General features: G+C 68.4%; 9 protein-coding genes. 5 read left to right on the top strand and 4 right to left on the bottom strand.

Going from position 1 to position 13,394, the window contains the following annotated elements:
• Positions 1-84 precede the first annotated feature (84 nt).
• A complete protein-coding gene (locus ABD255_RS25415; RefSeq protein ID WP_344218164.1) occupies positions 85-2,757 on the top strand; it encodes a hypothetical protein in 2,673 nt (890 codons plus the stop codon).
• Between the two features lie 2 nt (positions 2,758-2,759).
• On the opposite strand, the gene ABD255_RS25410 is transcribed toward ABD255_RS25415, so the two are convergent.
• Positions 2,760-4,316, bottom strand: coding sequence for a glycoside hydrolase family 10-like protein (locus tag ABD255_RS25410; protein ID WP_344218162.1), 1,557 nt, complete (start codon positions 4,314-4,316; stop codon positions 2,760-2,762).
• An 86-nt stretch (positions 4,317-4,402) separates the two neighbouring features.
• On the opposite strand from ABD255_RS25410, the gene ABD255_RS25405 reads away from it, so the two are divergent.
• Genes ABD255_RS25405 through ABD255_RS25390 form a run of 4 tightly spaced genes read left to right on the top strand, consistent with a single transcriptional unit; the run spans position 4,403 to position 8,383 of the window.
• Positions 4,403-4,915: a GNAT family N-acetyltransferase gene (locus ABD255_RS25405; RefSeq protein ID WP_344218160.1), complete on the top strand. Its 513-nt coding sequence runs from the start codon at positions 4,403-4,405 to the stop codon at positions 4,913-4,915.
• Entirely contained in the window at positions 4,912-5,964 is a 1,053-nt protein-coding gene (gene pseI, locus ABD255_RS25400) for a pseudaminic acid synthase (protein ID WP_344218158.1), read from the top strand. Before ABD255_RS25405 ends, pseI begins: the two co-directional genes overlap by 4 nt.
• 15 nt (positions 5,965-5,979) lie before the next feature.
• Complete coding sequence (locus ABD255_RS25395; protein WP_344218156.1) at positions 5,980-6,894, top strand: glycosyltransferase family 2 protein; 915 nt, start codon at positions 5,980-5,982, stop codon at positions 6,892-6,894.
• 4 nt (positions 6,895-6,898) lie between these two features.
• Positions 6,899-8,383 carry a class I SAM-dependent methyltransferase gene (locus ABD255_RS25390; RefSeq protein ID WP_344218154.1) on the top strand — a complete coding sequence of 495 codons (1,485 nt, stop codon included), beginning with the start codon at positions 6,899-6,901 and terminating at the stop codon, positions 8,381-8,383.
• Here the strand turns inward: ABD255_RS25390 and ABD255_RS25385 are convergent.
• Genes ABD255_RS25385 through ABD255_RS25375 form a run of 3 tightly spaced genes read right to left on the bottom strand, consistent with a single transcriptional unit; the run spans position 8,380 to position 13,386 of the window.
• A complete protein-coding gene (locus tag ABD255_RS25385) occupies positions 8,380-10,245 on the bottom strand; it encodes a hypothetical protein (RefSeq protein WP_344218152.1) in 1,866 nt (621 codons plus the stop codon). The genes ABD255_RS25390 and ABD255_RS25385 overlap by 4 nt on opposite strands.
• On the bottom strand, positions 10,238-11,068 hold the full coding sequence (locus ABD255_RS25380) for a hypothetical protein (RefSeq protein WP_344218150.1): 831 nt from the start codon (positions 11,066-11,068) through the stop codon (positions 10,238-10,240). Before ABD255_RS25380 ends, ABD255_RS25385 begins: the two co-directional genes overlap by 8 nt.
• On the bottom strand, positions 11,068-13,386 hold the full coding sequence (locus ABD255_RS25375) for a glycosyltransferase (RefSeq protein ID WP_344218148.1): 2,319 nt from the start codon (positions 13,384-13,386) through the stop codon (positions 11,068-11,070). Before ABD255_RS25375 ends, ABD255_RS25380 begins: the two co-directional genes overlap by 1 nt.
• Positions 13,387-13,394: the final 8 nt, after the last annotated feature.

The following is a 13,394-nucleotide window of genomic DNA, read 5'->3' as shown; positions in this document are numbered from 1 at the left end:
TGGGCCCCGATTTGCCGCCAACGGGGAACAATCCGACGTCCGGGGCCCTCTTCCCTTGTGCAACGACGCGACCGAGAGGACGAGATGACGAGACCAGGACGCGGGATGCGCCTCGCCGCGATGGCGAGCCTGCCCGTGCTTCCGGTGGCCTGGTTCATCGCCCTGCAGGATCATCCGGTCTGGATGCCGATCGCCTACCTGGGTTATCTCCTGGTCGTGATCGCGATTCCCGGCACGTTGTTCTGGCGCCGGCTGACCGGCGGCACCGGCTGGTTCACCGCCGACGTGGCCCTCGGTACCGCGTTCGGCCTGGCGGTGGAAGCTCTCATCTATCCGGTGGGCAGGTTCTTCGACATTCCGCTGGCCGCGTTGGTGATGCCGGCGCTGGCGTTGGGCGTGTTCCGCGCCATTCCGCGCCGGGTGGTGGAGACGAAGCCGACGCCGTGGTGGGCGATGGCCGGCGTGATGGTCGCCGTCGGCGTGGTCGCCGCCTGGTTCGTCCGGGTCGGGTCGAAGCTCATTGCGCTGAACGGCCCGGCGGCGTTGCGGCCGGACTCCGACGCCTCCCGCAACCTGTCGCTCGCCGCTGAGCTGACCCATCACTTCCCACCCGAGATCCCCTACGCCTCCGGCCGGCCGCTGACCAACCACTTCGCGGCGTTCGATCACATCGCCTCGGCGCACTGGATCAGCAGCGTCGAGCTCGACGTACTGACCCAGCGGATGGTCCCGTTCGCCTTCCTGCTGCTGACCGCGCTGGGAGCGGCCGCGGTCGGCATGGTGCTGACCGGGCGAGCTGTGGCGGCTCCGATCGCTGCCGGGCTGACTGTGATGGCCGGTGACCTTGCTGCTTGGCCCTGGACGGTCAACGCAAGGCTCTACACCGAGAGCCCGCTGTCCCTCGGGCAGTTGACCAACCCGCCGCAGGCCTTCTCCACTGTGCTGTTGCTGCCGTTGATCGCCGTCACGGCCATGCTGCTCAGGCGAAAGCCCGGTCAGACTCGTGGCCAACTGGCAGCCCTCTTCATCACGGCAGGCATCCTGATCACCGCCCTGGCCGCAGCCAAGGCATCCGCCGTCCCTCTGTACGCCGTGGGGCTGGCTGGGGCGTGGGTCTACCTCACAGTGCAGGCCGGCCGGGTGAACCTCCGCGCGCTGGATCTCGGTTCGGCAGCGGCCATCGCCTACGGCTTCATCTTCATGATCGTTCTGCGCGGGCGGCGTTCCGCTGTCGAGTTCCAGCCCGCCAAGACCTTCCGGCACCTGATGGACGGGATGACCGAACTGCACACCACTGCGGCGCTGGCAGTGATCGCTGCCGTCGTGGTGATCGGCTGGTTGATGCCCGCCGCGGGTGGGCTCCTGATTCGCCGGCGCCTGCCCCGGGACCCGATGGTCGTGATGCTGGTGGTCAGCCTGCTCAGTGCGGTGATCGCCGCAGGCCTGCTCTGGGACGACGGACAGACTCAGCTGTTCTTCGTCCGGACCGGCTTCATCTATGGCGTTCTGCTGGCCACCTGGGGACTGGGCTCCCTGGACCGCCGCCAGTACTACGTCGCCGCGCCCGCGATGCTGATCGGGGTTGCCGCGATCTACTGGGGTCGCTACCGGTCGGAGGACGCGTGCACCACGGCCAACTGCTTCGCTCAGCCGCTGGGGGTCGCCCTGGTCATCGCAGCCATCGGTGTCGGCTTGCTCGGCCTGCTGCTGCGGGCGAACCGCCGGACCATGGCGGTGATCGCAGTGGCGGCCGCACTGGGGCTGACGGTGTCGCCGACGGTGGAGTCGCTCCGGACCTTCGCCAAGCCCGCATTGACGGCGTACGAGTCGATCGCGCCGGGTGGAATCGAGGCGGGCCGGTTCATCCGGCGGAACTCCGGGCCGGACGATGTGATCGCGACGAACCTGCACTGCCGTGAGGCGGGCGCTGAGCGGTGTCTCACCGGTTCCTACTGGATTCCGGGCTATGCGGAGCGGCGGGTGCTGGTCGAGGGCTGGGCGTACACGGCGAGGGTCGACGACAGCTACTCGACGAACGAGCAGGTGCAGGGTGCGTACTGGGATCCGGAGCGGCTGCGGCTCAACGACGAGGCCTTCACCGCGCCGACCCGGGACGTGCTGGAGACGCTGCGCACGAAGTACGGGGTGCAGTGGTTGCTGGCGGACGAGCGGGTGGCTGAGCCGCCGGAGGAGCTGGAACGCCTGGCGGAGCTGAGGTTCCAGTACGGGACGGTCCGCGTGTATCAGCTCTATCCCCGACCGACCGGCAGCCCGTTCCCGTCACCAACCCCAAGCTGCCCGACGCAGACACCCACCGAGACACCGGGCGGTTTCCCCACGCCGACACCGGGCGGGTCTCCCACCCGGACACCCGGCGGCTTCCCGACGACGCAGACGCCAGGCGGGTCTCCCGCCACCCAGACACCCGGTGGGTTTCCGACCACCCAGAAACCGGGCGGTTTCCCGACGACGCAGACGCCGCCTACGCAGACGCCGGATCCTTGCCTGACGCAAACACCGGGGTCTCCGAGCCAGACGCCTGGTTTCCCGTCGCCGACGCCCACCCAGACCCCGACCGGTTTCCCGACGCAGACACCGGGCGGTTTCCCCGGGCAGACGCCCGGCGGCCTGCCTACTCAGACACCGGGCGGTTTCGCTGGCCAGACGCCCGGCGGCCTCCCCGCTCAGACACCGGGCGGTTTCCCGAGCTCGCCGGGTTTCGGCAGTTCGACTCCGCCGCCCGGCGGGATCTTCTGAGGTCAGCGCCGCACGAACGCCGGGATCGGTCGGCTCTGGTTCGAAGCGCGGTCGAGAGCCGTCACGGAGTACAGGTAGTGGTGGCCCTCGACAGCGGTGGTGTCGACGAAGCTCTGCCCACGTAGCGTCGTCAACAGGTTGCGAGCGTCGTTGTCCGCGCACCAGTCCCCCGCCGCCAGATCGCGGCGGTAGATCGCGTACGACGTCGTGTCGGCTGAGGTCGGCCGCCACGACAACTGAACACCAGCGCTCGTCTTGTGAGCCCGCAGTGCGTGCACCGGAAGAGGAGCACGCGAGTCGAGCGACGGCATCGCCGGGATGAGCGCAGGACGCGTGTACCAGGTGCTGTTCAGCAGGCTGGTGGCTCCGAGCCGATCAGCCCGCACGTCCTTGGCCGAGAAGAAGATGTCGCCCTTGACCTCGGGAATCGTGCTGTTGAAGGCCATGTGGTCGCTCAACTCCGCCGGGTCGGACCAGTCGGGCGACTGCGTCGAGGTGCCGACCTTGTAGGTCGCCTGGCCGATGTACAGATGCACGTCGGTACCGCGAACCTGCTCCGCCCACCACGGCACGATCTTGTTGTAGTCCGCGGGAGCGAATCCGCCGGCCCAGTAGACCTGCGGCACGATGTAGTCGATCCACTCCTCGCGCACCCACCGCCTGGTGTCCGCGGCAAGGTCGTCATAGGTCTGCACGCCCGCGGTGGTGGCCGAGCCGAGCGGATCGGTGGCGGCGTTCCGCCAGACGGCGAAGGGAGAGATACCGAACTTGACCCACGGCTTGGCGGCCTTGATCTTCTCCTGGATCTCCTGGATCAACAGGTTGATGTTGTCGCGCCGCCAGTCGGCCACGGTCGGGAAGCCGGCCCCGTACTGCGCGTAGGTGGCCGCGTCGTCGAAGACCTGGCCCGCCACCGGGTAGGGGTAGAAGTAGTCGTCGAAGTGCACGCCGTCCAGGTCGTAGTTCGACACCGCGTCCATGATGGCGTTCTCGACGTGCTCGCGCGCCGCGGGAATCCCCGGGTTGTAGTAGAGCTTTCCGCCGTACGTGACGACCCACTCCGGGTGCAGGCGGGCCGGGTGCGTCGGCACCAGGGCGTTGAGGTTCGTGCCCATCGAGAGCCGGTACGGGTTGAACCAGCCGTGCAGTTCGAGGTTGCGCTTGTGCGCCTCCGCTACGGCGAAGGCCAGCGGGTCATAGCCCGGATCTCCACCTTGCTGTCCGCTCAGGTACTGCGACCACGGCTCCACCTTGGACGGCCAGAACGCGTCCGCCGTGGGACGGATCTGCAGGACGACCGCGTTGTGGTGCTGGCGAACGGCGTCGTCGAACCAGCGGACGAGTTCCGCCTTCTGCTGCTCGGCAGTCAGCCCGGTCCGGGAGGGCCAGTCGATGTTGACCACCGAGGACACCCAGGTCGCCCGGAATTGACGCAGCGGAGTACGGGCGTCGGCCACGCAGCTTTCAGCCGGTGGCGCGGCGGTCGCAGTACTGGTGAACGCACCCACCAGCAGGCTCGCCGTCGCACCGAGAACTCCCACGATCCGCCAGACTCTCATGTCACTCTCCGACCGGTTCAGCAATGAAGTCGAAAGATAGTTACACAGTTGGGCCGCCCGCAGAAGAGGTCGGTACGGTTAGGGCCATGTTGCGCTCCGCTACGGACCACGATCTCGAGCTGATCCGGACACTGCGGAACCAGCGAGCGAATCGCGAGGTCAGCATCAACGCGCACGAGATCACCGCCGACGAGCACGCGGCCTGGTGGGCGAAGACGAGCGTCGACCCAGCGCGGCGGGTGCTGATCTACGAGCGCGACGGCATGCCGGCCGGTGTCGTCACCTTCTTCGATCTGACCCAGCGGAGCGGTGCCTGGGGGTTCTTCCTCGACGCGGACCGGCTGACCGAGAGCGGCGAGACTCTGCCCGCCTGGATCGAAGTGATGAAGGAAGCCACCGGGTACGCCTTCGACGAGCTCGGCCTGGACGAGCTGACCGGCGAGGTGCTGGAGCACAACACCGCCGTACGGCAGATGAACCGGCGATTCCGGTTCACCGAGGGCGAGCCGCAGACCCGGTACGCCGACGGCCGCGAGGTGACCGTGCTGCCGATCAAGCTGACCAAGGACAACCGGCGCAAGCCGAAGGGGAACTCATGAGCACGACCATCGACTTCGGCGGCGTCCCGATCGGCCCGGAGCACCAGCCGTTCGTGATCGCGGAGCTGTCCGGCAACCACAACGGCGATCTCGAGCGGGCCAAGGACATCGTCCGCGCGATGGCCGGCACCGGGGTCCAGGCGATCAAGCTGCAGACCTACACCGCGGACACGATCACCCTCGACGTCGACCTGCCCGCCTTCCGCCTGCCGGCCGAGCACGAGCTGTGGGGCGGCGCCCGGCTCCACGACCTGTACGACGAGGCGCACACGCCGTGGGAGTGGCACGAGCCGCTGTTCGAGCTGGCGAACTCCCTTGGCCTGCTGGCGTTCTCGTCCCCGTTCGACCCGACCGCGATCGACTTCCTGGAGAAGCTCGACGTCCCGGCGTACAAGGTCGCCTCGAACGAGATCGGCGATCTGCCGCTGGTCCGCGCGATGGCGGAGACCGGCAAGCCGATCATCATCTCCACCGGCTCGGCCACGCTGACCGACATCGACGCCGCGGTGCGCGCGGCCCGCTCGACCGGCAACGAACAGATCATCGTGCTCTCCTGTACTGCGAGCTACCCGGCCCCGGCCGACCAGTCGAACCTGCGCGGCATCCCCGTACTGCGGGACGCGCTCGGCGTACAGGTCGGCTTGTCGGACCACACGATGGGGATCGGCGCGGCGATCGCGGCCGTCGCCCTCGGCGCCACGGTGATCGAGAAGCACGTCACCCTGTCCCGCGCGGACGGCGGTGTCGACTCGGCGTTCTCGCTCGAGCCCGACGAGGTCAAGGCGCTGGTAGAAGGCACCAAGATCGCCCAGCAGGCCCTCGGCCTACCCGTCATCGGGCCGAAAGCCGCGGAGCAGAACGTACTCCGCTTCCGCCGCTCCCTCTACGTCACCCGCGACGTCGAAGCCGGCGAAAAGGTTGCCCCCGACAACGTTCGGTCGGTCCGCCCGGCCGGCGGCCTCCCGCCGGACGCCTTCGCGCAGGTCGAGGGCCGCGCCTTCCGCACTGCCACCCCAGCCGGCACTCCCCTCACCTGGGACCTGTTGTAGTCCGGAGGCCAGGCCGTGCGCGTTTCTGTGGTCGTTCCGTGTTATCGCTCGGCTGCGACGTTGCCGCGCCTGGTCGAGGGCCTGGTAGGGGTGTTGCCAGAGGTCGCCGATGGGTTCGAGGTCGTCTTGGTGGTGGACGGGAGCCCGGACGACACCTGGCTGGTGGCCAAGGGGTTGGCCGGCGAGCATGAGGAGGTGCGGGCGATCCGGCTGGCGCGGAACTACGGGCAGCACAACGCGGTGATCGCCGGGGTCCGGAGCGCGCAGTACGAGATTGTCGTCACGATGGACGACGACCTGCAGCACCCCGCTGACCAGGTGCCGGTGTTGCTGCGGGCGCTGAGGGACGACGTCGACCTCGTGTACGGCGTACCGGTGAAGGAGGAGCATGGGCTGGCCCGGAACTTCTCGTCCCGGCTGGTGAAGCGCGCGATGGCTTCGGCGATGGCTGTCCGTGAAGCGCGGTCGATCAGCGCGTTCCGGGCTTTCCGCACCGAACTGCGGGAAGGATTCGAGCGGCTGGACGGGCCGCAGCCGTCGGTGGATGTCGCGCTGTCGTGGTCCACCACGCGGATCGCGCAGACCACCGTCCAGATGGACGCGCGCACGATCGGCCGGTCGAACTACACGACCTGGATGCTGGTGAAGCACGCGCTGACGATGATCACCGGGTACTCCGTCGAACCGCTGCGGCTGATCGGCTATCTCGGGCTCGTCTGTGTGCTGCTCGGTCTCGGTCTGCTCGTCGCGACCATCGTCCAGGTCGTGGCGGGCGACGCCGGCGGAATCACCGCGATCGCGGCGATGGTCGCGGTGTTCGCCGGTGCCCAGATGGTCGCGCTCGGCGTCCTCGGGGAGTATGTGGGGCGGCTGCACTCCGGCTCGACCGGCCGGCCGACGTATGTGATCCGTGAGCGCGAAGGTGACTGAATCGATGGAGTACTTGCTGTTCCCCGGCCGGCACCATGTGCTGACGCGCTTCCAGGCAGAGTTCCTGCGGACGCAGGACAAGACGGTGGTCTGGGCGGTCACCTCGGCGAACCACCACACCACCAAGCGCAACCCGGTGCCGTTCGACCGGCGGGAGGCGGCGATCGAGCGGTTCAGCATCGCCACCGGCATTCGTTCGCTGGTGATCGGGGTGGTCGACACCCCGCCGACCGACGACTTCGCCGACGTCACGATCAAGGCGGTCGAGGCCGGTACCGACGACCTGGTCCAACTCGATCCGGACAACACCATCGTCGCCTGCTCGACGCCGGAGGTCGCCAAGCTGTACGAACGGCTCGGCTATCTCGTGGTCGGGGTCGAACCGGCCGGCGAGCCGCGGCCGTGGGACGTGCTGCTGCAGATCGCCGACGGCGACGACCAGTGGCGCGGGCTGGCCCACCCGGCCACCGTCGACGTCTTCGACCGGTACGGGCTGGACGCCCAGATCCGGCGTTGCGTGAACGACCCGGTGGTCGGCGACGACGGCGGGCTCACCACCACCCGCGACTACAAGACCTACGCGGACGCCTTCGAGACCGCCGCCGACCGGAAGTGGCAGCAGATCAAGGACTTCGTCCGCCCCGGCCGGATCCTCGACGTCGGCTGCGCGACCGGCGCCACCCTGCAACTCGTCGACGCCGATCCGCGCTTCCACGAGTCCGACCTGATCGGCGTCGAGGTCGCCCGGCACCTGTACGCCGAATGCGTGCACAAGAAGGAACAGGGCCTCTTCCACAACCCGAACGTGTACTTCTACCAGCGCAACATGCTCGGCTCGGCCGTCTTCCCGGCCCGCTCGATCGACACCACCCTGACGCTGGCGCTGACGCACGAGATCTGGTCGTACGCCGACGGATCGCGCCCGGCCACGGTCCAGCGCTTCGCCGACGCGTTGTTCGCGCACACCGCGCCGGGTGGTGTCTGGGTCAACTCCGACGTGTGCGGACCGGCCGAGCCGGAGCGGCTCGTCGTACTGGCTTTGGACGACAGTGACGGGGAGAACCCGGCTGAGGTGGTGGAGTTGGAGGCGCTGGACGATCCGGCGGAGTACGTGCGGAAGCTGTCGACCAGGGCGCGGTTCTTCCAGTTCACGCACGACTTCCGGCGGAACGCCTCGGTGCCGTTCGAGTACTCCGAACGCGACGGCAAGCTGGTTCTTCGGCTGGCAGACGCGATGGACTTCCTGACCCGCAAGGACTATGTGGACAACTGGTTGAGCGAGACCCACGAGCAGTTCTGCGGGCTGAACTTCGCGGGCTGGTCGGAGGTTGCTCAGAAGGCCGGGTTCAGCATCGACCCGGCCTCGAGGGCGTGGCGGAACGACTGGGTCATCGACAACCGCATCGCGCCGGTCGCGGCGCTCACCAGTCTCGATGGAACGCCGGTCGACTGGCCTGACACCCACCAGTTGCTGATCGCCCGGCGCTAGCGGCGCAACTTGCGCCTCAGGTGACGCTTTACCTTGCCGGCGAACTTCCTTGGGTTGCGGATCGTCGCCGCTTTGCGGATCAACGTGGCGGCCGCGAACGCGCGGGAGTTGCGGAAGCGGGTGCGTTCGGCGTTCGCCTTTTGAACTTGGAGACGCATCTCGCGGAGACGGTTCTCGCGGGTCTTCAACGCCTTGTCGCGGAAGCCGAGCGTGCGCTCCAGGCCGAACACGTGCCCTTGCAGCTCGAACAGCTCTTTCTTGGCACGCTCGGCATCCGCCAGAGCTGTTCGTACGTCGGGGGTCTGGGGCTCGGTGGTCTGTAGGCAACCGGCCAGAGCTGCTGCCAGTTCTTTGCCTCGGGCAACTTGTGCGGCGGTTGCCAGCGGGGTGTCGGGTGTGGTGGCGGGGGTCGGAGCAGGCGCCTCGACACCGGACATCGCCAGCCAGGTGGAGACGAGGTCGTCGCCGATCATCCACGGCGGCCACGGGTGCCGGCGGTGGGTGCCGATCAGCCGATCGTGAAACCTCTGCCACGCTGCTGCGAGCAGGTCTTCGCGGGACTCGTCGGCAACACTCACCCAAGGCGAAACTCCGTAGGCGAAGGCGTCACCGTCAACCAACACGTCATCCCACCGAAGCACCCCACGCTGGTCGGTGACCGAGCGAGCCCAGTCCCCCAGCCGACCTGCCAGGGCGCGGAAACCCGGCACGTCTTCCGCCACTGCCAGGCGAAGAAGCAGAGTCTCCACGCTGACTCCACCCGGCACCACCGCAGGCACCACGGACGCATCGAACACCACGCTGGCTGCGCCAGCGGACAAAGCGGTGGGGGTGAAGGCGCCGCCCCGAGCCTCGGCAACCATTACCGGCGGACGGCGGCGTTCCTCGACGGCTTCGCCGTCGGCGCAGCCGGTTGGGGTCGCGGGGCCGCCCGTCCGAGCCTCGGCTTCGCCGTCGGGCAGGCCGCCCGGGGCGGGCGTGACCGTGATCGACCAGCCGGCCGCGGCGGGCGCTGCTGTTAGTACGCAGGGGCCGAGTTCGGCGTAGATGGCGTGGGGGGCGGGTGCGGTGATGGCCAGCCAACCGGTGGCGGTGGAGGCTAGTAGGCCTGCTCGGGCGGCGGTTTCGGCGGGCTCGGAAATAGGGGTGAGCAGTGGGACGTCGGTGGCTTCCAGAGCTTCTACTGCTAGGCGCGTGGGGAGTTCACCGGGGCGAGCTGCTGCGGCTACGTCTACTGCCAGCAGGACGCGGTTGGTGAAAGAGGCGTAGGCCGAGCGGGCGTCTAGGCCTACCCGGGCAAGCTCAGACGCCAGTTGGACAACGGAGACCGGCCGCGTGGGGTCGTCACGCAACGGACGCCACTCGTCGTCGCCGTGGCGCTGGTCGGCCGGGCGCTGGTCCAGCAGCGTGGTCAGCGAGAACTCGTTCTCCAACCCGAGCACCACGACAGCATCCGGCGCAGCCACAGCGGCCAAGGCGTCCAGGCGCTGTGACCAGTTCAGGTCCTCGCTGTCGTAGCTCAGGACCCGGTCAAGACCGTCAGCAGCGACGATCACGTCGAAAGTCTCCCCAGTCAGTCCATCGAGAGCTCCGGCAACAACCCGCACCTCGAACTCTTCCGCCAGGGAAGCCGCATCAGACACCGAGCGCACCAGCAGCGTGGTGTCCGCAGACTTCGCGAGCACGACGGAGACCAGCTCAGCCGCATGCGGACCGACGATGAGCGTGCGTGCACCAGCAGGCAGTACGTCGTCCAGCAGCGCGCCCAGCACCGGCCCCCGGACAGCCCCGCGCGACCCGTCATAGTCGCTCCACGGCTGCATCTCACCGCGAACCACCTCGACGGCCAGGTTGTCAGACACGCTCTCTCCAATCGAACAACGTCCGCAGTTCAGCGGGCGGCATCATCCACGGCACGCCGAGTTCCAGTTCCGTCGTCGCGCGGGCCGCCGCCAGGTCGATCTCCTTGCCGAGCATCTCCGGCCACAGCCGCTCAATCCGGCGCTGCCCACCGAACAAGGGGTTCTCCCCCTCCATCTCCATCGGATCGCCGTACACGGCGGGCTCACAGCCGGCGGCGATGCCGTAGAAGATCGCAGTGGACAGGCGGTTCGCGGCGACGCGTTTGTGCTTTCGGAGCTCCGCGAGCTGCTTGTAGAGAAAGCGAGGATCCGTGCCCTCGTACGAGAACCCGCGCCGGCCGAACGACACCACCCGGAACCCCGCGTCCTCGTACGAGTTCCGGATCTCCGGCCGGTCGTACTCCGTGTAGTACAGGCTGAAGGTGACAGGCCCCGGCTCGGTCTCGCGGATCTCGTCGATGAGGCGCTTGTGGTCGCCCTCGATCTTCCCGCCCTCCCAACCGTGGAAGAGGAACCACAGCGTGCCCTCGCGCTCCTCCTCCGGCACCACTCCAAGTGAGGGCTCCAGGTCCAGCAGGTAAAGCCAGGGAGCTCCGATGCTGTGGTAGTTCCGCCGGCCGAGCGCATGGCCCCGGCGGCGAGGCGCATCGCTCCAGGTGAACCGCCAGGCGCCGTCGTAGAACTCGTGGACCGGATTCCAGCCGTCGGCGATGTTCCAGCCGTGCTGCAGGTAGCCCCGCAGGCGAGGCGGGTACTCGTCGTTCAGACCGGCATACCGCGCGAGGATGTGCGCCTGGCCGTAGTAGTGGTTGTGATGATGCATCAGCGAACCTCGACGTGAAGAGTGCCTGCATGGGGACGTACCCCGAGCGTGTGGCCGCCCTGCTCGACCACGAGCGGCAGCCGGCTGGCCAGGAACGGCTCGCACTGCACGGCCTGGGCCGAGCCGTCAGCGGCGACCGCGAACAGGATCCAGTCGGCCAAACTGGCCAGCGGGTCCACGGAGTGGGCGACGGCGTCCGCCGGGATCAACGACGACACCTTGACCGTCGCCGTCCACAACCCGTCCGAGAGCGTACTGCGGCACGCCACGTCCAGGTGGTCGTCGGAATCCTCCAGGTACCGCCGCCAGCTGAAGCTGTGGGTGACCTCGGTCAACGGCCCGCTGACCCGCAGCTCATTGCCATCAGCAACTACAAGGGCGCGCTCGGCGACCAGCCGGGCCGGGCCCTCATGCAGGTTGACGTACCCGCCGGTCGACCGGGTCAGTGACACCAGCCGGCCCTGCTCGAGATGGTTGGCCGCCTGCTCCTCCGCGGTCCACAGCAGCAACTTCTCCACCCCATCGGCACCCACGAGCCGAAACGCCCAGGTGGTCCGCCGGCTGAACGGGTCGTCCGGGTTGGTCTCGGCAAGGATCGGGGCGAACGGGATCCGGACGCTGAAGTCGCGCCCGGACAGCTCGACCGGCATCACCTGGTCCTGCCCCGACACCGGCCGGGTCAACCGCAGGTGCGGATTCTCCAGGTCCGCGGGCAGCCGGCCCCGCAGTACGAAGGCGTCTTCGAACTCCTCGACCGAGGCGAGCCGGCAGGGGTCGACCATCTTCCGCAGGACGAAGGCGCCGTCGGCACCGGGGCCCGGCTGGATCCAGCCGGCCGGGTTGATCCAGTTGCCCGGCGGCCAGCCCGGGCTGCCCGCGCGCTGACCGCGCAGTTTGCCCTCGCGCCGAAGCCGCCCAGACTTCATCCGTACTGCGAAGTGCGCGGGCGCGCCGCTGTCGGCGAGCCGCGCCAGCAACCGCTTGTCCAGGTGCACCTCGAACCCGACCGGAGCCGAGTCGCCGTGCGAGTCGACCGCGTCGTACCGGCGGATGGCCAGCGGGGTCTCGGCACCATCGATCACCAGCCCGATCCGCAGCGTGGACGCTGCGTTCGTCTCCAGGTGCCGGATCTCCGCGGTGCCCTTGATCGACAGCCCGCCGTCGCGCCAGGCCACCTCCTGCACCGTAGTGGCCAGCGTCAACTGACTCGCCGGCAACTGGTAGAGCGACCGCGGCACCGCGCTGTTCCGCTCGTCCACTCCGGGGTAGTTGTGCTCGTACTGCCGGCGGCGCCCCGGCCGTAGCAGGGCGCGGGCACCACCGCGCAGACCGCCGTCGTTGCGGAAGACGGCCAGCCGACGGAGCAGGTCGATGTCACCGGCAAGCAGAGCGGAGTGCTGCAGCCGGTCGTAGCCGTGGGCCCGCGCCCGTACGGAGCGGTCCAGCCGGGTAAGCAACCGAGAGGCCAGTTCGACCAGGTTCTGCTCTTCTTCCGGCGGCACCGCGCCGAACGCCATCAGCAGCGTCAGCATGTCGATCTGGGTCAGGTGCGAGTGCACTCGCCGCCGAACCTCGCCCAGGCCGGGACCACCGTTGTCGATCAGATCCATCACCAACTCGGCCGAGTGGACCCGGTCCGCCAGGTTGCCGAACTGGAACTTCTGCTGGGTGATCGACTCCCCGGACTCCCGCTCACGCCAGTAGTAGACCGGTACGGCGAGGGCGTCCACGGTGGCCGCGTCCAGATGGGCCTGCAGCGTGACCGGGTAGTCCTCGTACCGGATCGCCGGGAACTCGTAGCCGTGCTCGTCCCAGAAGGACCGCCGATAGACCTTGTTCCAGACCATCCGGTCCAGGATCAGGTCGGGGGTCTCGATCACGTGGGTGGCGAGCCGGTCCCTGGCGAACGGCAGCCGGTGGATCCAGGACGGCCGGACGCCGGCGCTGTTGTTGAACCGCCGCGCGTTGCCGGCCGCGAACGACGAACCGGTCTCGTCCAGGGTCCGGATCAACTTCTCGAACCCGTGCCGGGTGACCAGGTCGTCGCTGTCGACGAAGGTCACGTACTCGCCTTCGGCCTGCCGTACTCCGGTGTTGCGGGCCGGCCCGAGTCCCTGGTTGTGCTGCGAGACGATCCGGAACCGGGGGTCGCGACCGCAGAAGTCCTTCGCGACCGCGGCGCTGTCGTCCGGGGATCCGTCATCGACCAGGATCGCCTCGAAATCGGTCCAGGTCTGCCGGGCGATCGAATCCAGGCAGTCCCCGATGTACTCGCCGACGTTGTAGAAAGGCACAACCACGCTCAGCCGCGGCGTCACAACTGCGT

Source organism: Kribbella sancticallisti, assembly GCF_039530625.1.
GTDB lineage: Bacteria > Actinomycetota > Actinomycetes > Propionibacteriales > Kribbellaceae > Kribbella > Kribbella sancticallisti.
Note: the sequence above shows the minus strand (reverse complement) of the source record. Positions and strands in the feature narration are given on the sequence as shown.

Excerpts from the sequence above, each read along its gene's own strand:
- ABD255_RS25415 (WP_344218164.1), top strand. The coding sequence starts at position 85 with ATGACGAGACCAGGACGCGGGATGCGCCTCGCCGCGATGGCGAGCCTG.
- ABD255_RS25410 (WP_344218162.1), bottom strand. The coding sequence starts at position 4,316 with ATGAGAGTCTGGCGGATCGTGGGAGTTCTCGGTGCGACGGCGAGCCTG.
- ABD255_RS25405 (WP_344218160.1), top strand. The coding sequence starts at position 4,403 with ATGTTGCGCTCCGCTACGGACCACGATCTCGAGCTGATCCGGACACTG.
- pseI (WP_344218158.1), top strand. The coding sequence starts at position 4,912 with ATGAGCACGACCATCGACTTCGGCGGCGTCCCGATCGGCCCGGAGCAC.
- ABD255_RS25390 (WP_344218154.1), top strand. The coding sequence starts at position 6,899 with ATGGAGTACTTGCTGTTCCCCGGCCGGCACCATGTGCTGACGCGCTTC.
- ABD255_RS25380 (WP_344218150.1), bottom strand. The coding sequence starts at position 11,068 with ATGCATCATCACAACCACTACTACGGCCAGGCGCACATCCTCGCGCGG.